Source organism: Sphaerobacter thermophilus DSM 20745, assembly GCF_000024985.1.
Lineage (GTDB): Bacteria > Chloroflexota > Chloroflexia > Thermomicrobiales > Thermomicrobiaceae > Sphaerobacter > Sphaerobacter thermophilus.
This window is the reverse complement of sequence record NC_013523.1, coordinates 2,451,521-2,473,685: the sequence shown is the minus strand read 5'-3', so window position 1 is coordinate 2,473,685 and position 22,165 is coordinate 2,451,521. Positions and strand designations below refer to the sequence as shown.

Sequence of the window (22,165 nt, the reverse complement as noted above, 5' to 3'; positions counted from 1 at the left end):
TTTGGAGTGCGGCGGCCCGAGCCGCCGCTTTGGTATGGCGCGGCATGATGCCGCACCAGGGACGGTGTCGTACCGTCGTCGGGACGTCGGGTGGTAACGCGATGCGTGCCGCGCGGTGGGATGGGCCCCCGGCGATCGGCGGCGTGCGGATCCCCGGGCGGTGGCATGGGCCCGGTGTTAACGTCAGCCGGGCTGACAAGGAAAAGCCCGCTGTAGTCGGCTGCGGTGAGGCAGCACTCACATCCCCGTATTTGGATCCCGCCGCCCGGCATGTGCCCGGGGCTAAAGCCGCCGGGCTAGGAAGTGAAGCCCACTGAAGGGGCTGGGGACGCAGCGCCCGGCGGGGTGCCGGATCGGCTCCGCCGGGGTGTGGCCATCGCAGCCCCTTCGGTGGGCTTACCCGAATTCAGCCCGGCGGCTTTAACGCTTGGTGTGAGTTAGCCGGGGCATGCTGTGCCCTCTTGACACAGGAAGGTGCCCACTTCCATACGGGAGATAGCTCGTATCCGTCTCCCACGAAAGGAGCACCCGATGGATGTGGACACCTTCCTGATTACAGTCTATGTCCTGGTCGACACCTTCTGCCAGACCCACCTGCCCCCGGAGCCCCACCGCCCCGGCCCCGCGCCGGCCCTGAGCCGCAGCGAGGTCTTGACCCTGGCCATCTTCGGGCAGTGGATGAGGTTCTCCAGTGAGCAGGACTTCTACCGCTACGCCGAGCGCCACCTGCGCCCCTACTTCCCGACCCTGCCCCACCGCAGCCAATACAACCGGCTGCTGCGGCGGCATCAGGTCGCCCTGGCCCAGTTCGCCCTCTACCTGGCAGACCAACTTGGCCGGGGGCCAGTGGCGGTGGATGTGCTCGATGTGGCGCCGGCTCCGGTGCGCAACGCCAAGCGCCGCGGGCGGGGCTGGCTGGCCGGCGAGGCCAACATCGGCTTCAGCTTGCGCCTGGGCTGGTTTGCCGGCTTCCGCGTGCTGACCGCCGTCAGCCTGGAGGGGGCGATCACCGGCTGGGGCGTGGCCCCGGCCAGCACCAATGAGCGGTCCCTCGCCGAGACCCTGATTGCCTGTCGGGCCCACCCCGATCCCCGCCTGCCCAGTGTCGGCACGCCGGTGGCGACCTATCTGGCCGACAGTGGCTTTGCCGGCGAGGACTACAAGGCGCACCTGGCGGCCACCTATGGCGTGACGCTGGTGGCCACCCCGCAGCGGGGCAGTCGGCGGCGCTGGCCCAAGGCGGTCCGCCGCTGGGTGGCCCGCCATCGCCAGATCGTGGAGACGGTCGTTGGACGACTGCTGCACACCTTCGGCCTCGAGCGGGAGCGCCCGCACACCCTGGCGGGCTTCCAGGCGCGACTGGCGGCCAAGGTGGCGCTGCACAACCTCTGTTGCTGGCTGAATCGGCAGCAGGGGCGGCCGCTGCTGGCCGTGGCGAACCTGATCACCTGGTAGCCACGGCGCCCTAACTCACACCAAGCGTTTTAGCCCCGGGCACGTGCCGAGCGCGGACATCCATTTTCTTCGTCAGACTCCATTACCCTCGGGTACCCCGGGCACGCGCCGCGCGGTGAGGCACAATGCCGGACCGTGAGCCATGCCCCGTCCCAGCCGGCTTCAGCCGGCTTTCATTGTGAGCCCGGCGGCTTCAGCCCCGGGCACATGCCACGGCGCGGGGATCCTTGCACCACCCGCCCCGGACACGTGCCGACCACGAACACCCGTCCACGTCGACCAATCCCAAGAACGTACGCACCGTTTCCCCGCCTTAACCTTGACGGTGAGTCATCGCCAGTGGCAGAGTTCCGGGCACCGCTGGTGCGCCGATCCGGTCGATCCTCCTGGGGACGGAGCCGGCCGCCGCACCGCTCACCTGGCGCGCAGCGCATGTCACACCGCTTGAGCAGGGAAGGTCCAGTCTGTGCCCAGATACCGGTCTCCCTACTCCCGCCCGGCACCCCGTCGCGGGAGCGTCGTGCCGAAGCTGGTGATGAGTGTCCTGGGGCTGGTCGTCATCGTGCTCGGCCTGTTCCTGCTGGCCGACCGTCTGGGTGGGCGCCTGCTGGGCAATACCTCGCTTCCTGACGCTTCGCCCGTCGCCTCGCCCAGCCCCGGGAGCGTCGAGGCGCTGCGGACCCCGCGTGACGTCGCCGCGGCCTTCACCCGCCTTTGGAACGCGGGTGACTACGCCGGGATGTACGAGTTGCTCTCTGCACCCGCCAAGCACACCATCAGCCGGGAGGACTTCATCGCCCGCTACGAGGGAATCGCTCAGGAGATCGGCCAGACGGCGATCGAGGCGACGCTCCTGGACGCCGACCGCGATGCCCTCGAACAGCCTATGCACGTCAAGCGGGAATCGGCCAAGGTCGGGACGCTGGAAGAAGACAACGTCATCCCCATCGTCGAGGAGGAGGATGGCTTCCGGGTCGACTGGACTCCGTCGGTCATCTTTGCCGAGCTCGGCGACGGATTCGTGCGCTGGCAGCCCGACATCCCGCAGCGCGGCCGCATCCTCGACCGCAAGGGTCGGCCGCTGGCGCACCTCGGTCAGATCAACAAGGTCGGCGTGGTCCCGGGGCAGATTCAGGACGAGGCCGCGCTGCTCCAGGCACTGAGCCAGGCGCTCGGCATGCCTGAGGACGAGATCAAGAGCCGGTACGAGCACGGTCAGCCCGATTGGTTCATGCCGATCAAGAGCTATCCCGACCCGATGGACCCGGGCCTGCTGGAGCAGTTGGCCGGCATCCCGGGCGTCGTGGTGCAGAAGTGGCCCGAGCGCGTCTACCCCGCCGGAGAGGCGGCCGCGCACGTCGTCGGCTACCTGACGGAGATCACCGCCGATGAGTTGCCGGAGTTGAGCGCCCGGGGCTACTCGGCTGGGGACGTCATCGGTCGCGCCGGGATCGAAGCCTGGGGCGAGCAGTACCTGGCCGGCAAACGCGGCGGGCGGCTCGTCATCGTCGGGCCGGACGGCGGCGAGCGGCGGGTGATCGCCGAGGTGCAGAGCGAGCCTGCCGCCGACATCGTCACGACGATCGACCTCGACGTACAGCTCGCCGCCGAGCGCGCGCTGGGAGACAACACCGGGAGCGTCGTCGTCATCGACCCGAACACCGGCGCCATCCTGGCGATGGTCAGCAATCCGAGCTTCGATCCCAACAAGTTCATCCTGGGTCTCTCGGACGAAGACTGGGCGCGGTTCAACGACGAGGAGGCGCGACCGCTGCAGAACCGGGCGACCACGTTTGCCTACCCGTCTGGCTCGACCTTCAAGGTGGTCACCGCCGCGGCGGGTATGATCCACCTCGGCATGAACATGCAGAGCACGCTCGACTGTCCGGCGGCGTTCTCTCTTCCGGGCTCGTCCAATGTCTGGCGCGACTGGACCGGGGTCGATCAGGGTCCGATGACGCTCCACCGCGCGCTGGTGCGCTCGTGCAACACCTTCTTCTACCAGGTCGGGGTCCAGCTCGATGAAAAGGATCCCAACCTCCTGGCTGAGACCGCGCGGGCATTCGGCTTCGGCAACCCGACCGGGCTGGAAGAGTTGCCGGAGGTCGCCGGGATCGTGCCCGACCCGGCCTGGAAGCTGGCAGCGGTCCGGGACGGCTGGGCGCGTGGCGACGCGGTGAACTTCGCCATTGGCCAGGGTTACTTCCTGGCCACCCCGCTCCAGGTGGCCAACGCCTACGCCGCGCTGGCTAATGGCGGCACGCTCTGGCAGCCCTACCTGGTGCAGGAGGTCGTGGCGCTCGACGGCACGAAGGTCTATACCCACGAGCCGAAAGAGATCGGCAAGCTGCCCATCTCCCAGGAGCAGATCGCCGGGATCCGCGCCGCGCTCGTGGACGTGGTCACCACGCCCGCCGGTACGGCCTACAGCGCCTTCCAGGGCGAGACGCACCCGGTGGCGGCAAAGACCGGTACCGCCGAGCACGGCCAGGAGGGGCGTGCCACGCACGCCTGGTTCGCAGCCTTCAGCCCGGTCGACGGCGCCCGGCTGGCCGCCGTCACCATGATCGAGTATGGCGGCGAAGGCGCGATCGTCTCCGCCCCCGTGACCCGCGAGGTGATCAACGCGTTCTACGAGGCGAACCCGTAGCGTGTTGCGTACTCCGTCCGTCTCCCCTCTCCCGTTGTGGGAGAGGGGTCGGGGGTGAGGGGTAGCCCACGCAATACGCAACACGTAACACGCAACACACCGCGGAGGGACCACCATGACGACCACTGACGCACCCGGTTCCCAGGAGTACATCTGCGTCACCTGCGGTACGCAGTACCCGGCGAGTGCCCAGCCGCCGGCCGCCTGCCCCATCTGCGAGGACGACCGGCAGTACATCGGCCCCCAGGGCCAGCAGTGGACGACGCTGGCCGCCATGCGCGGGCACTACCACAACCGCTTCGACCCGATCGAGCCCGGCGTCACCGGGATCATCACCGAGCCGAAGTTCGCCATCGGCCAGCAGGCCTTCCTGATCGAAACCCCCGGCGGCAACGTCCTCTGGGAGACGCTGACCTACGTCGACGAGACGACGGTGGCCGAAATCCAGCGCCGCGGCGGGGTTGAGGCCATCGCCATCTCCCATGCGCACTACTATGCGACGATGGTCGAGTGGTCCCGGATGCTCGGCGGCGTGCCGATCTACCTGCACGAGACTAACCGCCGCTGGGTGATGCGACCGGACCCGGCGGTGCGCTTCTTCTCCGAGGACACGGTGGAGCTGGTGCCCGGCGTGACCGTCATCCGCTGCGGGGGGCACTTCCCCGGGGCGAGCGTGCTCCACTGGGCGGACGGCGCCGAGGGGCAGGGACTGCTCTTCAGCGGCGACACGATCCAGGTGGTACCGGACAACCGGTGGGTAACCTTCATGTACAGCTACCCGAACCAGATCCCGCTCGACCCGGAGACGGTGCGGCGGATCGTGGCTGCGGTTGAGCCGTACCCCTTCGTGCGGCTCTACGGCGCCTTCGGACGCCACGTGCTGGCCGACGCCAAGGCGGCGGTACGCCGCTCGGCCGAGCGCTATATCGAGCACATCCAGTCCCCCGCCGCGAACGAGACGGTCTAGGTCTTCCCCGTGAGATTGGGAAGCTGACATCGCCACGTGCCGGGAGCGTGGTGCGATCCCCACCGGGTGGCTCGCCCCAGCGACACCGACCGAGACCGTGCGGTCCCGGTCTCACGACCCCAGCGGGCTCAGGGCGATCTGTGCGTAGATCTCCACGGCGTGGCGCAGTTCGGGGAGCGGGATGAACTCGTGCGCCGAATGGGCATGGGCGATACTCCCGGGGCCGAGCACGATGCTCGGGATCCCCCGCGCGGCGAACTTGCTCGCGTCGGTGCCGTAGGGCACGCCGGTCGGCTCCCCGGGGTAGCCTGCCTGTCGGCAAGCCGCGAGCGCCGCGCGCACGATGGGCGCGTCCGGCGAGGTGTCGAGGCATCCGTCGACGATCCAGGGCTCCTCGCGCTCGACGGTGATCCACGGCTCTGCGCGCCGGAGGTCGGCCAGCACCGCGTCGACCTCGGCCAGGGCGCTCGCTCCGGTTTCCCCTGGGATCAGTCGCCGGTCCACCTCGATCACGCACTCGGCCGGAACCACGTTGACGCCCGTACCGCCCGCGATGGTTCCGACGCTGAGCGTCGGTCGGCCGAGCAGCGGGTGGCTGCGCATTGCCAGGCGGGGTTGCAGTTCTCTGCGCAGGGCACGGACCACCTCCGCCATCTGGTCGATCGCGTTCAGCCCCTCGTCCGGGCGCGCACTATGCGCGGCGCGGCCGACCGTGCGGATGCGCCAGCGGACGCACCCCTTGTGAGCGATGACGACGCGCAGCTCGGTCGGCTCGGCCACGACGGCGGCTGCAATCGGGAGTCCCTCGTCCAGGAACCCGCGGACGCCCTGGAAGGTGGCCTCCTCGTCCATGACGGCGGCCAGCACGAGGTCCTGCGGCAGCTCGTCCCGCCGGGGCGCGAGCTTCGCGAGCGCGGCCAGCATCGCTGCCAGGCCGCCCTTGACGTCGCAGGCGCCGCGGCCGTAGAGGCGGTCGCCCTCGATGCGGGGGCGCAGCGCCGCCTCACCCATGTCCAGGATCCCGACCGTGTCCAGGTGCGCCTCGAAGACCAGCGCCGGGCCGGGGCGGCCGGAGCGCAGCGTCGCGACGACGTTCGGACGGCCCGGCAGGATCTCCCGGGTGCGCACCTCAGCACCGGCTGCGCGGCAGAAGTCGGCCACGAAGCCGGCGATCGCGGCCTCACCGCTGGCCGGCCCGGGGTAGGCCGGGTTGACGCTCTCAATCGCGACGAGCTGCGCCAACAGCTCGACGACATCCACCGCACTCATGCGTCGGTGCCTCCTGTAACCCCAGCCAGCGCTGGCACCAGGGCCGTCTTGTTGGCCAGTCGCACGGCTGTCCTGCAATCCCCTTCGTCCCGTTGCTCTGGTGTCGTGGCCGGCCCTCATCTTCTCGGCACCGATGCTCTTTGGTCAAGCGAGCCGCTCGTGCCACGTGGGGGTGGCGTAGGCCACCACGCCCCGGCAGAGCGTGGCCTGGAGGGTGAGGGCGGCGTCGAAGATCAGGAGGTCGGCGTCGTAGCCGGGCTGGAGCCGTCCTTTGCGCCGCTCGACGCCGATCGCTCGCGCCGGATTCCAGCTCAGCATACCGACAGCTTCAGGGAGTGACACGTCGCCCCAGGTGACGAGGTTCTTCAGCGCAGCCGCTGTCGTCAGCGCGCTGCCGGCCAGTATCCCGTCGGCGAGCCGCACCGCGCCGTCGACGACCCGCGCCGGCAGGCCTCCGAAGTCGAGGACTGCGTCCGGCTTCCCGGTCACCGCCTGGGCATCGGTCACCACGATGACGCGCTCCGGTCCAAGCAATCGGATCAGCAGGCGCGCCGCGGCCGGGTGGACGTGCACGCCGTCGGCGATCAGCTCCCCGCGCACCATCTCCGCCTCGACGACGGCCGCCAGCGGCCCGGGATCGCGGTGGTGCAGCGGGCGCATGGCGTTGAAACAATGGGTCGCCTGGCTGACCCCGAGCCGGATCGCCGCCTGTGCCTGCTCGTAGGTCGCGTCGGTGTGCCCCATGCTGGCCGTGACGCCCGCTGCGACCAGCGTCTGGATCAGCGTGTCGGCTCCCGGCAGCTCCGGTGCGAGCGTCACCAGCCGCAGCCGGCCTTCTGCGGCCTCGAGCAGTGCGGCGACCTCGCCGTGATCCGGTTGCCGAAGCCAGGCGGGGTCGTGTGCCCCCCGCCGCGCCGGGTTGAGGTATGGGCCTTCGAGGTGGATGCCCAGTATCTCAGCACCCTGCCCCGGTGCCGCCATAGCCTGGGTAGCCGTCCGGAGCTGAGCCAGCGGCAGGCCGCCGGGGACGCCGACCACCCCGATCAGGAAGGCGGTGGTGCCGGTCGAAGGGGCCCACCGTGCGTACCCGTGGATCGCCACCGGGTCGGTTGTGTGCAACGGGAACCCGCCGCCACCGTGCGTGTGCAGGTCGATGAAACCCGGCGTGATGATCATGCCGTGCGCGTCGACTCGCCGGCCGTGGGGCGCCGTGTCCGGCCCGACGTCAACAATGCGACCGTCCTCGACCACGAGGCGCGCGGCCGGCTGCTCCCCCGCGACATCGACCAGCCGTGCCCCCTCGATTGTCAGCGCCATGAGCGATTCCCTCCCACGACTTGTCGCCCGCACCCGGTTCTTCTCGCTGATGCACCGCTTGCCCGTCATCGATCTCGAGGAGATCGCGGCGTCTTGCTGGGCAATCTCAATAGCCGCGGTCCGCTGCGCGGCGCGGGGCGAACCGCCGCTCGGTGATCTGACTGGATCCGGCCGGTAGGGCACTGCCCCCTTGCCGCCCGGCGGCTCGCGCGGTATCACGGACCCTACAGCGGACACCGGAGGCGCCGCCCGCGGGTGGCGCTCGCGCCACGAGGAGGCCGGCATGGACGACTATACGGCGCACGAAGTCGCGGGCGTGATCGCTCCGCCGCCCCTGATCTACGCCGCGGGGCTGATACTCGGCCTCCTCCTCGGCCGGATGCGGCCTGCCGCGCTGCTGCCCCCTAGGGCACGTGGCCCGCGCCGGGCGGCGGGCACCGCGCTCATCGCGGCCGGGAGCGGCCTCGGTGGCTGGGCCGTGTGGACCATGGCCCGGGCCGGGACCGGTCCTAACCCGCGCCACCCCGCGACCGCGCTGGTGGTCGATGGGCCCTTCCGGTACAGCCGTAACCCGATCTACCTCTCGTTGACTGCGGTCTACCTCGGCATTACCCTGCTGCGGAACACCCTCTGGCCGCTGCTGCTGCTCCCCGCCGTGCTGGCGGTGATCCGGCGCGGGGTGATCGAGCGGGAAGAGCGCTACCTGCTCTCCCGCTTCGGCGAGTCCTACCGTGCCTACCAGGCCCGCGTCCGCCGTTGGGTCTAGGGGCGCGCCGGTGCGGCCGGGGCGGCCAATCGGTTCGGGGACACAAGCGCGATGAAGGCGGGAGGCGAACGATGACGAGCGCGCCGATGCGGGTGGGGATGATCGGCCTGGGAGCGATCGGGCAGGGGGTGCTGACGCAATTGGCGGCGATGCCGGATGCGGCCGTAGACATCGTCGGCGTGCTCGTCCGCGACCCGTCGCGCCCGCGACTGGCGGGCACGCCGCCGGTGGTCGGGACGGTCGAGGCCCTGCTTGCCCTGGAGCCGGAGGTGGTGGTCGAGGTCGCCGGGCACGAGGCGCTTGCGCAGCTCGGCCCGGCTGTGCTGCGGAGTGGCCGGGATCTGATCGCCGTCAGCGTCGGGGCATTGGCGCGGCCCGAGGTGTACGACTCGTTGGTAGCAGCCGCCTGCGAGGGCGGCGCGCAGATCACCGTCGCGTCGGGCGCCATCGGCGGGCTGGATGCGATCAGCGCGGCGGCGGTTGGGGGCATCACTCGGGTCACCCACACGACCCGCAAGCCCGCCACGACGCTCCTCGGTGCCGAGGGCGCGGCACTCACGGAACCGCGCGAACTGTTCCGCGGCACCGCCCGCGAGGGGGTGTTGGAATTCCCCGAGAGCGTCAACGTCGCGGCGGCCGTCAGCCTCGCCGGCGTCGGGCTGGATCGCACCGAGTTGGTCGTCGTGGCCGACCCGGCGATCACGCGCAACCGGCACGAGGTAGTGGTTGAGGGGGACTTCGGCAGCCTGCGGTTCGAGATCGAGAACGTTCCCACGACGGCGAACCCGAAGACCGGGCGGATCGTCGCCATGAGCATCGTGCGCACCCTCCTGCGGCGGTGCGCGCCGCTCGCCATCGGGTGATGTGGGAGCGAGCGCGAGTGCCTCGCGAACGTCTGCGCTTTCCGCGCCGGCTCCGTGCGACGGGGCTCGGCACGTGGTGTGAGGGTCCGTGGGCCAGTGGTCCGTGCCCGGGGGTTTACCTCTGGGCACGAACCGAACGGTGTGCACCCAACACCAGAATGTGAACCCTCGTCCCCCAGCCCGCTTTAGCGGGCTTTTCCTTGTCAGCCCAGCGGCTTCAGCCCCGGGCGCTCGCGGCTCCTCGTGTCGTCGAAGGGCTGCGGTGCGTGCGGATGGGCAGTGCGACGCCCGCGATCCTGCGGCCCCCTCCCTCACCGCCAGAGGACGCGCATCTGGGTGGTGACGTCGAAGGGGTCGGCGCCGCGCTGGGTGGCGATGATGGCGCTCGCCTCCGGGTCCTTCCAATAGATCGGCTCACCCGCGCTCACGTAGCGGTTCCAGGCGCGGGCGAAGCGATCGGCGCGCTGCCGGTTGGCTGCCAGGTAAGAGGGGACGGCGTGGTAGACGACTGCGCGGCCGCGGCGGCCGGTCCGCCGGAGGCGTAGCGCCAGGAGCGCGGTGTCGAGCACCGAGCCGGGCGGGTCGGCGATGTAGCGCGGAATGATGTAGCGCGGAGAGGCCAGCGGGGCCAGCACTTCGTCCAGCGCCTCGGTGAAGCGGCGGCTGTCCTCTTCGGAGGCACCGGCCAGATAGCAGCGGTAGTAGCCGTCGGCCTGGGCCACGACGCGCACGGACTCTGCTCCCAGCTCCGGGGCGATGCCGCCGGTGTCCCGCAGCCCCTCGGCGACGGCTGCGGCGATGTCCTCCAGCGCGTCGGACGGCCCGAGCTGTCGGACAACCTCGTGCAGGTCCCGGACGAGCCAGGCTCCCCCGCCCGCCGTGGCGACGACGCCCGCGGCAAGCCCCGCCAGGTCCGGCCCGGCTGCAGCCACGATGATGCCGGCTGCTGCGCTGCCCGCCAGAACCTGGCCGAAGCGGCGGCGGAAGCGCCCGACCGCCCCGGCACCGAGCCGCGCCCCAGGGGTGAGCAGGCGGCTGCGGGAGAGGCCCGGTGCCCGGCCGAAGCGCACCCGCACCGTGTGTGTCTCCCGCCCCTCGTACGGCTCCCCGATGTTCCACCGGGCGTAGGCGGCCGCGCGCTCCTCGGCGCGGCGGAGCATCGCCGTGTTGATGGCGGCGAAGTGCGTGGGGTCGGGTGGACCGTAGGGGGAGAGTTCTGGATGGACGTGGGAGACGCCCGACTCGATCTCCCCCTCGACTGTCGCGGCGAAGTAGTGGTGGTGCTTGCGGACGAAGCGGTCGTAGTCGGCCGTGCCCTTGGGGTGCCCGGGCGCGACGCAGACCACGTCCCAGTTGTCCGCCACCTTGTCCGGCAGGTCCGGATCGAGCCGGAGCGAGCGGCCGCGCATCTGGTGGACCGCGGTCGGCGTTGCGGCGGCGGTGAGGTCCACCAATACGTTGACCCGCCGGGCATCCCAGCCCTCCCCAAGGAGGGAGCGCGTCCCCACCAGGCAGCGGCTGCGCCCCTCTTCGAAGTAGCGGGTCAGGAGGGGGACGTAGCGGCGCGGTTGCCACCAGGTGCTCGCCGGGCGAATGACGACGACGTCCTCCCAGCGCGTGTCGGACTCGTCGTCGCTTGGCAGGAAGAGCTGTTCGGTCGCCATCTGGTCACGTAGCTCGGGGACCTGCTCCGCGATCCACCGGGTCAGGTCGACCGCGGTAGCCCGGGAGCAGGCCACGGTGCGGCCGGTGAGAAGAACCGGGTGCAGGGCCGCCGTGGTCGGGTCGGAGGCGAGAATGTGGAGCAGCAGCGCGGCGCTGCCGGCCTGCGGGTCGAGCACGCCGCGCAACCGGGCCAGCAGGTCGCTGCCCGCCCGCTCGTAGTCGCAGAGCACGAGCGCCCGGAGCTGATCCCCCAGAGCCGCTGACTCGACGTCCAGGATCGAGATGGCCGCGGCCGCCTTGCTGGCGGAGAGGGTGAGGACGCGGTCGACCGGGCTGACGTGGGCGCGGACGCCACGGCGGGTGAGGACGTAGCCGAGCGACGGGAGGGCACGGCGGACCTCCTCCCAGGCGGCGACGTCCCGCGGGTCGGCACTCGGCCGCAGGCAGCGCAGGCAGTAGTCCTCGATCAACGCGACCCAGTCGTCGGCGGTGAGCGGTTGCCGGTCGCGCTCGCTGAAGCGTGCCCCGTCGGGTGGCGGTGCGTCCCAGGAATGGAGGAGCCGCAGCGCGGCCTGCGCGAGCCGGGGCTCGTCCCGCTCGAACCGCTCCCAACTCACCTGGGCGCCGTCGCGCCCGCGGCGCTCCTCGACCCGCGTCCGGAGCCAGATGGGGAACGGGACGCTGCCGAAGTCGGGTTCCATCAGCCGGAGGAGCAACTCCTGGAAGCGGGCGTGCTGGGCGGCGATGTAGTCTGCCTCGTGCGGCAGTGGCGTGGTCAGGTAGACCAGCTCCTGGTAGGGCGCGAGATCCCCTTCCCGTACCAGGGCCGGGATCGGCACCTCGATGTTGGCGCGAGCGAAGATGTCGCGGTAGAGGGCCGCTTCGCGCGCGTCCATGTCAGACGGCGGCGTGGCGGTCAGGCCGACCACGAAGACGTCGCCCAGCTCTTCGACCAGGGCGCGGACGAGGTACCCCCACATCTCCAGCAGGTGGTGGCATTCGTCCAGGACGAGAGTCCAGGGGCCGCTGGCCGCCATGCGCTCGATGATCGCCCGGCCGTTGGGGTGCAGCAGCGCGAGGAGGTCGCTGCGATCCCCGCCCCGGGCGACGAGCGTCCGCGCCCGGCGACGGAAGCGCGCCAGGTCGGCTCGGTAGTGGGGGCTGCCCGACGCTTCCAAGGCCTGGATCTCAGCCCGGGCCTGCTCCGCCGAATATCCCTTCTCGGCCTGGAGCGTGGCGACCCAGAGGTCACGGGCTTCCTCATCCAGCGTGTCGTCGTCGCCGTTGAGCACACAGATCGCCTGGTAGGTGAGCACGGTGATCGGCGCGGTCAGGTCGGGGTCGGCCCCGGCGGGAACGGTGTGCGGCGTGAAGTCCTGCCACTGGCGCAGCCACTGGGCCTGGACTGCGGTATTGGGGCAGAGCACCAGCGTTTGACGGCCGAGCCGACGGGCCACCTCCAGGCCAACCGCCGTCTTCCCGCCGCCAGGCGGCAGCACGGCGTAGAAGCGCGCACGCCCCTCGCGGCGCGCCTGCTCGAACGCGTCGACGGCCGCTTGCTGGTAGCGCCGCAGTGGGTACCGGAACGAGGTCGCCGCCAGTCGCGCGGCGAGGTCGCCCTCGGTCATCATTCCCCTTCCCGGCTGCGCGAGCCGCGGCCCGCCCAGCTTCCCCCGCACGTGTGTTGCCGTGCCGGATTGTGCCGGCCATGCGCTGATCCATCATACCCAGGAGTTGTGCGGAATCGAGGATATCGTCGAGCGCGGCCCTCACCCCCGGCCCCTCTCCCAACGTTGGGAGAGGGGAGAAGTACGGATCACGGAACACGCAATACGTAATACGGATGACCTGAGAACGAGGGCGCAACCGCGTCTGGGGTTACTCCGGGTCGCCGCGGAGGAGGCTGGTGACGACGGCGATCGCTGAGATGGCGATGGCGACGATGAAGGCGTCGCGGATCGCCAGTATCAGGGCGTCCCGCTGGAGCGCCGCGGGTGGCACCTGGCCGGTCAACTCGGCCAGATGCACCGGCAGCCGGCTGGCGACGACCGCACCGGCAACGGCGATGCCGAGCACCTGGCCGAAGATCCGCATCTGGGCCACGGTGGCTGAGGCAGTCCCGAGGCGCGGGCGCGGCACCGCGCCGAGGATCGCGCTGCTGTTCGGGCTGAAGAACAACCCCTGCCCGACCCCGAGCACGACCAGCCGCCAGATGAGGTCCGACGCGCTGGACCCGACGTGGAGCTGGGTCAGGGTGTAGAGGCCGAGCGTCATCACCGCCGCGCCCAGCGTCGCCGGGAGGCGTGGCCCGATGCGGTCGGAGAGCGCGCCGCTGATCGGTGCCACCACCAGCGTGGTCAGGGGAACCGGGGTCAACAGCAGCCCGGCGGCGAATGGCGAGAGTCCCTGGCCCTGCTGGAGGAAGAAGGGCATTAGGAAGGTGGCGGTGAAGAGCCCGCTGAAGACGATGAGCAGGCTGAGATTGCCGGCCCAGAAGGAGCGGATGCGGAAGAGGCGGACATCGAGCATTGGCTGCCGGTGGTGCAGTTCGACGACGATGAACGCGGTGCCGAGGACGGCGGCGGCGAGGAGCAGGCCGATGACCTGCGCGCTACCCCAGCCCCAGCGCTGCCCCTCGATGAGCGCCAGCAGCAGCGCCAGCAGAGCGCCGAACGAGAGGGCCGCGCCGGGGATGTCGAACATCTGCCGGGCCCGGCGCCCTTCCGGCTCCAGCACCCGCCAGGCCCAGAGGATGGCGAAGATCCCGACCGGCAGGTTGATATAGAAGATCCAGCGCCAGGACGCGAACTCGGTCAGCACCCCGCCCAGGGTCGGGCCGATGGTGAGCCCGAGCGAGACGCTGATGGCGTTCAAGCCGAGTGCCCGGCCGCGCTCCTGGGAGCCGAAGGTGCGGGTCGTGATCGCCGGGCCCATGGCCTGCAGCATCGTGCCGCCGACCGCCTGCAGTACGCGGAAACCGATCAGCATCCAGATGCTCTGGGATGCGCCGCACAAGACGCTGGCGAGGGTGAAGAGCGCGAAGCCTCCGAGGTAGACCCGCTTGTAGCCGACCATGTCGCCAAGGCGCCCGACGGAGAGAAGCAGCGTGCCGAGCGTGAGGAGGTAAGCGACAACGACCCACTCGACCGTTGAGAGGCTGACGCCGAAGTGTTGCTGGATGGTCGGCAGCGAGATATTGACGATGCTGCTGTCGAGCGTGGCCATAAAGGTGCCGACCGACACGGTCGAGAGCACAAGCCACTTGTGCCGGCCGGGAACGATGCCGGGCGGGCCGTCGCTGGGCGGCGCGCTCGGGGCGGTCGACTCGGCTGGTGTCTCGGTCCGCGTCTCTGCCTGCTCCGCGCGCAGGTGGTCGTCACCCACTGGTGTGCACTGCTCCCTCGCCCCCGACGCCGCGCCTGACCCACGACAGACCGGTGAGACGCGGCAGGATGCGAGCCATGGCTCGGGGATGCCGGTATCCCCGGCTTGCCTGCGAGCGGTTGACGTGCGGAATCCGGCATCTCTTGGGCGGAGAGGGGGATGCTTGACACCCCAAGTATGGTCCGCTATCCTGATCGCGCGTAAAGTCTTGGAATTTTGAGTGCTTTCCGGACCCGAGCATCGTTAGGACTGTCCGTTCGTACACAAGGGTCCGTGCGAAGCTGGCACCGGCCGCGGTCTTGGGACGGACACGATGCTCGTTTCGCTGATCGTTCGTCGGCTCGTCTTTCTTGTTTTCGTCCTCATCATCCTGTCCGCCGTCACCTTCACGCTCTCCCACATCGTCCCCAGCGATCCGGCACGGATCATCGCCGGGCCGCGCGCGAGCGCCGAGGCCGTGCAGAAGGTGCGTGAGGAGTACGGCCTGGATCAGCCGCTGCACCGGCAGTACATCCGGTACATGTCGGGGCTCGTCCATTTTGACTTCGGCAAGTCGCTGAGCTCCCGTCGACCGGTGAAGCAGGACCTCAAGGAGTACCTGCCGGCGACGGTTGAGTTGACCCTCTACGCCATCCTCTTCGCGGTGGTGGTCGGGGTACCGCTCGGGATCGTTTCTGCGATCTACCGCAACAGCGTGATCGACGCCGTCGGCCGGGTCATCTCGGTGCTTGGGCTGTCGATACCATCCTTTTGGCTGGCGCTGGTGCTCCAGTTCCTCCTCTTTGCCCGGTTGGGGTTGTTACCGGATGGGCAACGCCTGCCGATTGGGGTCCAGCCACCGCCGACGATCACATCCCTCTACACCATCGATTCCCTGCTCACCGGAAATATCTCCGTGTTCCTGACCGCCGCGAAGCATCTCCTGCTGCCCGCCTTCGTGCTCGGTTTCAGCTCGATGGCAGTCATCACCCGGATGACGCGGGCCGGGATGCTCGAAGTGATGGGCCAGGACTACATCCGCACGGCGCGGGCGAAGGGCCTTCGGCAGAAGGTCGTCATCCTCCGTCACGCGCTCAGGAACGCGCTGCTGCCGGCTATCACCGTCATCGGGTTGCAGATTGGTCTGCTCCTGAGTGGCGCGGTGCTGGTGGAGATCATCTTCTCCTGGCCGGGCATCGGCCGCTACGCCTTCCAGGCGATCCAGACGTTCGACTACAACGCGGTGATCACGGTCACGCTGATCATCGGGGCAGCCTACGTGACGGTGAACACGCTGGTTGACCTCGTTTACTTCCTGCTCGATCCAAGGATCTCGGTGACATGACGGTACCGGAGTCGGCCACCTCCAGCGTCGGGGCAGACAGCCTGGCCGCGCGTCATGCCAAACCGGCGCAGCGCAGCGGACTGCGTTACTTCTTCCGCCAGTTCGCGGGTAGCAACCCGCTCAACATCGTCGCGCTGGTCATCATCGTCCTCTTCCTGTTCCTGTGCGTGTTCGGCGATGTGCTGGCGCCTTTTGACCCGGTCAAGCCCGATGTCGTGAACAAGTTCCAGCCACCGTCGTCGACGCACTGGTTCGGCACGGACGAGCTGGGCCGGGATATCCTGAGCCGCGTCATGAGCGGAGCGAAGATCTCCCTCGGGATCGCCACGCTGATCGTCGGGATCGCCGTGGTGGTCGGCGTGTTCGTCGGGGCGATCGCCGGTTACTTCGGCGGGTATGTCGACGAGCTGCTGATGCGGCTGACCGACATCTTCCTCGCCTTCCCCGCGCTGATCCTGGCCATGGGCATCGCTGCCTCGCTCGGGCGGGATCTGCAGAACACCGTGATCGCGCTCACCGTCGTCTACTGGCCCTGGTACGCGCGCCTGGTGCGGGGACAGGTGATCGCCCTGCGGCAACGGGACTTTGTCGAGGCGGCCCGTGCGGTGGGGGCGAGCCACCGCCGGGTGCTGGTGCGCCACATCCTGCCGAACACCGTCGCGCCGGTCATCATCCAGATGACCATCGATGTCGGGTACGCGGTGATGGCGACCGCGGGCCTGTCGTTCATCGGTCTGGGGGCCCAGCCGCCGATGCCCGAATGGGGCACCATGATCGCGGGGGCCCGAACCTACTTCCGTGAGGCGTGGTGGTACATCACTTTCCCGGGGCTGGCGTTGACGCTGACCGTGATCGGCTTCAACCTGCTGGGCGACGGCCTCCGGGACTACTTCGATCCGCGCACGCGGAGCAGTTGATCGCGGGAGTGTGCGTGGCCGCGAGCGCGCACCGGCGTGACCGCGCGCCAGAAGGCGACCGCACCTCACGCCGCTCCACCCGAACCGGGGCGGCACCTCTGTCGTGACTGGGTGTATGGAGGAGGACACACACGATGGCGGACCACGAGAACGCGATCTATCGCACCCTCCTGGACGGTGCGCGCGCCGGCCGGCTGACACGCCGCGAGGTGCTCAAGCGCGGGTTGTTCTTCGGGCTGTCGACGCCGGCGATTCTCAACCTGCTCGCCGCCTGCGGCGGTAGCGACGGCGGTGACCAGAATGCCGCCCCGACGTCGTCGTCGGGCGGGTCCGATTCCACACCGAGCGGCGGCTCCGGGGATTCCGGCGGCGGGCGCAACGAGTCGAGCAACCGGGAGTTCGTCTTTGCGGTGAACGGCGGTGTGCCGGACCTCGACCCGCAGTCGGCCTACGACAACGTCGCCAGCTCGCTGTTCCTGGCCACCTACGAGATGCTCATTCGCTTCAAGGGCGAGAGCACGTTCGAGTTTGAGCCGATGCTGGCGAAGTCGTGGGAGCACAACGACGACTACACCGAGTTCACCTTCGAGTTCGACGAGGGGATCAAGTTCCACGACGGCACGACCTGCGACGCCGAGGCGGTCAAGGCCTCGTTTACGCGCTTCCTGCTCATGGGCCGCGGTCCGGTGGGGGTCATCAGCCGCTTCATCGACGATCCCGAGCGGCAGATGCAGGTGGTGAACCCCACCACGCTGAAGTTCATCATGAACAAGCCCGAGCCGCTCTTCCTGCCGGCGATGGCGTCCGAGTACGGGCCCCTGGTCGTCTCTCCGGCGGCGATGGAGGAGCACAAAACCGATAGCGACCCCTTCGCCCATGAGTGGTTCAGCCAGAACATGGTCGGGACGGGGCCGTACAAGGTCACCGAGGCCTCGCCGCAGGACCGCTTCGTCCTCGATCGCTTCGAGGACTACCATGGCACGCCCCCGTTCTTCGATCGCATCATTGCCCGGGTGATCCCCGAAGACGCCACCCGGCGCCAGTTGCTGGAGGCGGGCGAGGTACACGGCACCGCCATCCTGCCGCCCGAAGACCTGGATGCCTTGAAGGAGAACCCCGATATCCAGGTGGTCGAGTACGAGTCCACCCAGACCAACTGGGTCCGCATGAACTACGTCACCATCCCGGACCCCCGGGCACGCCAGGGACTGGCCTATGCCTGGCCGTACAACGAGGTGATCGAGCAGGTCCTGCGGGGCTACGCGAAGGTGCAGGGGCCGGTGGCCGACTCGGTGATCGGCTATGACCCGAGCATCCCGGTCTACAGCACCGACTTGCAGAAGGCAAAGGAACTGCTGACCGCCGCCGGCATCGAGGAGGGGACCACCTTCACCTACATGTATGCCACCGGCGATGCGACCAGCGCGGCGATGGCCCAGCTCTTCCAGGCCAACCTGGCCGAAATCGGGATCAACCTGGAACTGATGCAGGTCGATCGCGCGGCGTACCTCGAGATGGAGTACGGAGATGCGCCGGCCGAGGAGCGGCCCCACTTCGTCGCCAACATCTGGTGGCCGGACTACAACGACCCGTGGAGCCAGCTCTATCCGAACTTCCATTCCGACTCGATCGGCAGCAAGGGCTCGAACTCCAGCTACTACGCCAACAAGGAAGTCGATGCCTTGCTGGACCAGATGCGGGACGCGAGCACGGAGGATGAGATCCGCGAGGCGACGCGGAAGGTTCTGCAGATCATGATGTGGGACGACCCCGCGGCCATCTTCTACGCGCAGATCCGCAAGGCGACCGTGCTGCGGGCCGACATCCGCGGGTTCATCCCCAACGGTATCTACATCAACTCGTACAACTTCAACAACATGTGGCGTGAGGCTACGTAGGCGCAAGTTGTGCGTGCGCTCAGCGGCCGGCTTCCAAAATGGGGGCCGGCCGCTTGCGTGATCGCGGGCACGGAATACGCGCGGGGTCCGGGGCATTGTGACGAGTACCCGCCCACCAGGCCGGTGCGGCCGGGCCGTAGAGTGGCATGGCTGATGAGGAGGTCCTGATGACGAGTGATTCCGAGACCCGGCAGGCGCCGCAGCGCGTGCTGGTGGTCATGGCTCACCCCGATGATCCCGACTTCATCTGCGCCGGGACGATCGCCCGCTGGGTCGCGGAGGGGAGTGAGATTGTCTACGTGCTCGGCACCAGCGGCGACAAGGGGAGCGATGACCCGGAGATGACGCCGGAGCGTCTCGTGCAGATCCGGGAACAGGAGCAGCGCGAGGCGGCCCGCGCACTCGGCGTGAAGGAGGTCGAGTTCCTGGGCTTCCGTGATGCCGAGCTGTTGCCCGACCTGAACCTGCGGCGCGCCATTACCCGCATGATCCGCAAATACCGGCCGGACGCCGTGATCTGCCAGGACCCGAGTGCGCGCTGGCAGGGACAGTGGTACATCCAGCACCCGGACCATATCGCGATGGGCGAGGCGACGCTGGCGGCGGTCTACCCCGCGGCACGTGACCGGCTGACCTTCGCGGAGCTGCTGGAGGAGGGCCTGGAGCCGCACAAGGTGCGTGAGGTCTACCTGGCCGGTGTGGCGGAGCCGGACTTCTGGGTCGACATCACCGACTGGTTCGACGCCAAGGTGGCGGCGCTGTCGGCACACAAGAGCCAGATGGGCGACTGGGACTTCGCCACGATTCTGCGCCAGTGGGCGCAGGACACCGCAGCCCAGGCCCGCTTCCATCGCTTCCCCGGCTCTGAGCGCATGGTGCTGGCCGAGGCGTTCAAGTACTTCACGCTGGACTGATCGCCGGAGATGACGGTCGCGCCCCGGACTCCCGCGGGAGTCCGGGGCGCGACGCTTACTGGAGCGATCGGATGTAGGCGATCAGGTCGTCGATGTCCCGGTCGCTGAGGTTGCGGAAGGATGGCATCGCCTTCGGATATCCCCGGACGATCTGGGCGGAGGGATCGACGATCGACTCGTGCAGGTACGCCTCGTCGGCGATGACCGTCGAGCCGTCCTCCAGCGGCACCTCGCTGCCGTACAGCCCCTTGAACGTCGGCCCGATCTTGTCCGACCCGTCGTTCGAGTGGCATCCGGCGCAGCGTCGGCTGTAGATCGCCGCGCCGCGTTCTACCGGGTCCGTGCTCGTCATCGCGCTGTCGTCACTCCCGGCGATGGGGATGCTCCCACCGGTGCGGAAGTAGATGTCGGTCGCGACGATCATGCCGCAGGTGCCCAGGATGAACACGAGCAGCACCAGGAGTACGCCACCAAGCAGTCGTGTCATGTCGTGTCCTTTCCCCTGTGGATCGGTACATCGGCCGATGCCGGGATCGCGCTCGCGCTATCAGTCATGGAGGTCTCCGGTCGCGCTGCCGACCGGTTCCCGGTCGATCCCTATGGAGGCGCGCTCTCCCTCGACGTGGATGGCCGGCACGAGGCGCTGGAGCCGACGCGGTAGCCACCAGTTCCGGTCGCCCAGCAACTCCATCGTGGCCGGGACCAGCACCAGCCGGACGAGCGTGGCGTCGACCAGGATCGCCGCCGCCAGGCCGAGGCCGAGCAGCTTCAGCGACCGGTCGGGGGTCATGGCGAAGGCGACGAAGACGACGACCATGATCGCGGCTGCGGCGCTGATGACCCGGGCGGTCCCGGCCAGACCGTCGGCCACGGCCGTGGCGTTGTCGCGGGTGCGGTCGTACTCCTCGCGCATGCGGGACAGGAGGAAGACCTCGTAGTCCATTGAGAGGCCGAAGACGATCGGGAAGATCATCATCGGTGCCCAGGCTTCGATCGGGCCGGGCTTGCCGATCCCGATCAACTCACCACCCCAGCCCCACTGGAAGACCGCGATGAGCACGCCGAAGGCCGCGCCGATGGAGAGCACGTTCATGACGACGGCCTTGACCGGTACCAGCACGCTGCGGAAGACGGCGATCAGCAGCAGGAACGACAGCCCCAAGACGATCGCGAAGAAGACCGGCATCCGGCTGGCGATGTAGTCGGTGAAGTCGGTCCCGGCGGCCGTCAGGCCGGAGACGAGGATCGGGCCGGGCGCGCCGGATTCCGGGACCACCTCATCGCGCAGGCGGTGGACGAGGTCGGTGGTCGCCTCATCCTGCGGCGCGCTCGTGGGGATGACCGGGATGATCGCGACCTGGCCATCCGGGCTCGGGATGGCCGGGCTGACGGCCGCGACCCCGTCCGTCGCCAGCAGCCGGTCCGTCACCTGCTCGAGCGCGGGCAGGTCGGCCTGGCGGTTGGGGAGGTCGGCGACCAGGAGCAGCGGGCCATTGAACCCGGGCCCGAATCCCTCGGCCAGGAGGTCGTATGCGCGGCGGGAGGTGTCGTCGGTCGGCCGGTTGCCGGCGTCGCCGAAGCCGAGCCGCATGTCGAGCACCGGCACGGCCAGGATCAACAGGATCGCCGTGCCCGCGACCAGCGCGGGCCACGGGCGGCGCTGGATGACCCGGCTCCAGCGGTGCCAGAGTGACTGCCGCCCCATCGTGTCTGCTGCGTGCCGGTGCGGCAGGCCCAGCCGGTCGATCCGTCCGCGGATGAACCCGAGCATCGCCGGCAGGAGCGTCAGCGATGCGAGCATCGTCATCAGGACGCTCGCTGCGATGGCGATGGCGACGCCGTTCACCGACCCGAGGTCCATGACGAGCAGGCCGAGTACGGCGATCACGACCGTCATGCCCGCGAAGAGCACGGCGCGGCCGGCGGTGTCGATCGCCACAACGGTTGCGGACTCCGGATCGTGGCCCGCGCGGAGCGTTTCCCGGTAGCGGGTGACGATGAACAGCGCGTAGTCCACCCCGACCCCGATGCCCATCATCATCGCGGCGCCCAGCGTGAAGTCGGGCATCGTGATGAACCGGGCGCCGAGCATGACCAGCATGGCCCCGGTGCCGATGCCGAAGAGCGCGGTCGCGATCGGGAGTCCCATCGCCAGGACCGACCCAAAGGCGACCAGCAGGATGACGACGGCGCTGACGAGGCCGATGGCTTCGGCGAAGACCGGCGCTCCCTCGGCGAACATCCCGCCGCCATACTCGATGCGGAGCCCCGGGACGGTGACCTGGTCGCCCAGCGCTCTGATCCGGTCGGCCGCCTCGCTGTACTCCTCCTGTGGCCGGGCGGAGAAGCTCACGGTGGCATAGGCTATCCGCCCGCCCTGCGCGATCTGCTGCTGACCGCCCTCCGCGTACGGAGAGGTCACGGTCGCACCGAGCCCCGCCGCCTCGATCGCGGCGAAGAACTGCTCCATCGGCTCACGCACCGACGGGTCGGTCACGCCCTGATCGGCCTCGAACACGATCTGGGCTTCCTCGCCGGTCCGTGTCTCGAAGCCGTGCTCACGCAGCAGGTCGAGCGCCCGCTGGCTCTCGGTGCCGGGCAGCGAGAAGTCGGTGCGGAACTCGCCGCCGAGCGGGCCCTGCAGTCCAAAGAGCGCGACCAGCAGGACCACCCAGCCCACGAGGACGAGCCAGCGGCGCTGGTAACAGGTCCGTGCGAGTCGTTGAAACATCCGAGTCGCTCCTCCCTACGCTCCAGTGCTGGATCGACGCGCCTG

At 69.3% G+C, this 22,165-nt stretch carries 15 protein-coding genes; 9 read left to right on the top strand and 6 right to left on the bottom strand.

The features are described from left to right. Window positions 1-531: 531 nt before the first annotated feature. From STHE_RS11130 to STHE_RS11120, 3 genes are all read left to right on the top strand, one after another. On the top strand, window positions 532-1,455 hold the full coding sequence (locus STHE_RS11130) for an IS982 family transposase (protein WP_012870543.1): 924 nt from the start codon (window positions 532-534) through the stop codon (window positions 1,453-1,455). Window positions 1,456-1,975: 520 nt separating this feature from the next. Continuing rightward, entirely contained in the window at window positions 1,976-4,105 is a 2,130-nt protein-coding gene (gene mrdA, locus STHE_RS11125) for a penicillin-binding protein 2 (RefSeq protein ID WP_012872682.1), read from the top strand. 115 nt (window positions 4,106-4,220) lie between these two features. Then, a complete protein-coding gene (locus STHE_RS11120; protein WP_012872681.1) occupies window positions 4,221-5,072 on the top strand; it encodes an MBL fold metallo-hydrolase in 852 nt (283 codons plus the stop codon). 111 nt (window positions 5,073-5,183) lie between these two features. Here STHE_RS11120 and STHE_RS11115 read toward each other — a convergent pair whose 3' ends face one another. Together STHE_RS11115 and nagA are read right to left on the bottom strand one after the other, a co-directional pair. Continuing rightward, a complete protein-coding gene (locus tag STHE_RS11115; RefSeq protein WP_012872680.1) occupies window positions 5,184-6,341 on the bottom strand; it encodes a M20 family metallopeptidase in 1,158 nt (385 codons plus the stop codon). 144 nt (window positions 6,342-6,485) lie between these two features. Next, window positions 6,486-7,658: an N-acetylglucosamine-6-phosphate deacetylase gene (gene nagA / locus STHE_RS11110; protein WP_012872679.1), complete on the bottom strand. Its 1,173-nt coding sequence runs from the start codon at window positions 7,656-7,658 to the stop codon at window positions 6,486-6,488. 283 nt (window positions 7,659-7,941) lie between these two features. Here nagA and STHE_RS11105 point away from each other — a divergent pair, with 283 nt between their 5' ends. Further along, window positions 7,942-8,424, top strand: a complete 483-nt coding sequence (locus tag STHE_RS11105; protein WP_012872678.1) for a methyltransferase family protein — start codon at window positions 7,942-7,944, stop codon at window positions 8,422-8,424. Window positions 8,425-8,495: 71 nt separating this feature from the next. Next, complete coding sequence (locus STHE_RS11100) at window positions 8,496-9,287, top strand: aspartate dehydrogenase (protein ID WP_012872677.1); 792 nt, start codon at window positions 8,496-8,498, stop codon at window positions 9,285-9,287. Between the two features lie 311 nt (window positions 9,288-9,598). On the opposite strand, the gene STHE_RS11095 is transcribed toward STHE_RS11100, so the two are convergent. Continuing rightward, complete coding sequence (locus STHE_RS11095) at window positions 9,599-12,583, bottom strand: DEAD/DEAH box helicase family protein (protein ID WP_012872676.1); 2,985 nt, start codon at window positions 12,581-12,583, stop codon at window positions 9,599-9,601. A gap of 247 nt (window positions 12,584-12,830) precedes the next feature. After that, window positions 12,831-14,336: an MFS transporter gene (locus STHE_RS11090; protein WP_012872675.1), complete on the bottom strand. Its 1,506-nt coding sequence runs from the start codon at window positions 14,334-14,336 to the stop codon at window positions 12,831-12,833. Window positions 14,337-14,649: 313 nt separating this feature from the next. Here STHE_RS11090 and STHE_RS11085 point away from each other — a divergent pair, with 313 nt between their 5' ends. From STHE_RS11085 to STHE_RS11070, 4 genes are all read left to right on the top strand, one after another. Further along, window positions 14,650-15,660, top strand: coding sequence for an ABC transporter permease (locus STHE_RS11085; protein WP_012872674.1), 1,011 nt, complete (start codon window positions 14,650-14,652; stop codon window positions 15,658-15,660). Next, entirely contained in the window at window positions 15,657-16,577 is a 921-nt protein-coding gene (gene nikC, locus STHE_RS11080) for a nickel transporter permease (protein ID WP_012872673.1), read from the top strand. Before STHE_RS11085 ends, nikC begins: the two co-directional genes overlap by 4 nt. Before the next feature lie 134 nt (window positions 16,578-16,711). Beyond that, window positions 16,712-18,475 (top strand): ABC transporter substrate-binding protein, encoded by a 1,764-nt coding sequence (locus tag STHE_RS11075; protein ID WP_012872672.1) that lies wholly within the window; start codon window positions 16,712-16,714, stop codon window positions 18,473-18,475. Between the two features lie 167 nt (window positions 18,476-18,642). Next, the gene (locus STHE_RS11070; protein ID WP_012872671.1) at window positions 18,643-19,389 is read left to right on the top strand and encodes a PIG-L deacetylase family protein; all 747 of its coding nucleotides are present in this window, start codon (window positions 18,643-18,645) and stop codon (window positions 19,387-19,389) included. A 55-nt stretch (window positions 19,390-19,444) separates the two neighbouring features. Here the strand turns inward: STHE_RS11070 and STHE_RS11065 are convergent, their stop codons facing one another. Then, window positions 19,445-19,876, bottom strand: a complete 432-nt coding sequence (locus STHE_RS11065) for a c-type cytochrome (RefSeq protein ID WP_012872670.1) — start codon at window positions 19,874-19,876, stop codon at window positions 19,445-19,447. A gap of 60 nt (window positions 19,877-19,936) precedes the next feature. After that, entirely contained in the window at window positions 19,937-22,120 is a 2,184-nt protein-coding gene (locus STHE_RS11060; RefSeq protein ID WP_012872669.1) for an MMPL family transporter, read from the bottom strand. Window positions 22,121-22,165: the final 45 nt, after the last annotated feature.

What these genes read in the sequence shown, in the direction of transcription:
- STHE_RS11070 (WP_012872671.1), top strand. Translation starts at nt 18,643, where the DNA reads ATGACGAGTGATTCCGAGACCCGGCAGGCGCCGCAGCGCGTGCTGGTG.
- STHE_RS11105 (WP_012872678.1), top strand. Translation starts at nt 7,942, where the DNA reads ATGGACGACTATACGGCGCACGAAGTCGCGGGCGTGATCGCTCCGCCG.
- STHE_RS11120 (WP_012872681.1), top strand. Translation starts at nt 4,221, where the DNA reads ATGACGACCACTGACGCACCCGGTTCCCAGGAGTACATCTGCGTCACC.
- STHE_RS11065 (WP_012872670.1), bottom strand. Translation starts at nt 19,876, where the DNA reads ATGACACGACTGCTTGGTGGCGTACTCCTGGTGCTGCTCGTGTTCATC.
- nikC (WP_012872673.1), top strand. Translation starts at nt 15,657, where the DNA reads ATGACGGTACCGGAGTCGGCCACCTCCAGCGTCGGGGCAGACAGCCTG.
- STHE_RS11130 (WP_012870543.1), top strand. Translation starts at nt 532, where the DNA reads ATGGATGTGGACACCTTCCTGATTACAGTCTATGTCCTGGTCGACACC.
- STHE_RS11060 (WP_012872669.1), bottom strand. Translation starts at nt 22,120, where the DNA reads ATGTTTCAACGACTCGCACGGACCTGTTACCAGCGCCGCTGGCTCGTC.
- nagA (WP_012872679.1), bottom strand. Translation starts at nt 7,658, where the DNA reads ATGGCGCTGACAATCGAGGGGGCACGGCTGGTCGATGTCGCGGGGGAG.
- STHE_RS11095 (WP_012872676.1), bottom strand. Translation starts at nt 12,583, where the DNA reads ATGATGACCGAGGGCGACCTCGCCGCGCGACTGGCGGCGACCTCGTTC.
- STHE_RS11075 (WP_012872672.1), top strand. Translation starts at nt 16,712, where the DNA reads ATGGCGGACCACGAGAACGCGATCTATCGCACCCTCCTGGACGGTGCG.
- STHE_RS11115 (WP_012872680.1), bottom strand. Translation starts at nt 6,341, where the DNA reads ATGAGTGCGGTGGATGTCGTCGAGCTGTTGGCGCAGCTCGTCGCGATT.
- STHE_RS11085 (WP_012872674.1), top strand. Translation starts at nt 14,650, where the DNA reads ATGCTCGTTTCGCTGATCGTTCGTCGGCTCGTCTTTCTTGTTTTCGTC.
- STHE_RS11100 (WP_012872677.1), top strand. Translation starts at nt 8,496, where the DNA reads ATGACGAGCGCGCCGATGCGGGTGGGGATGATCGGCCTGGGAGCGATC.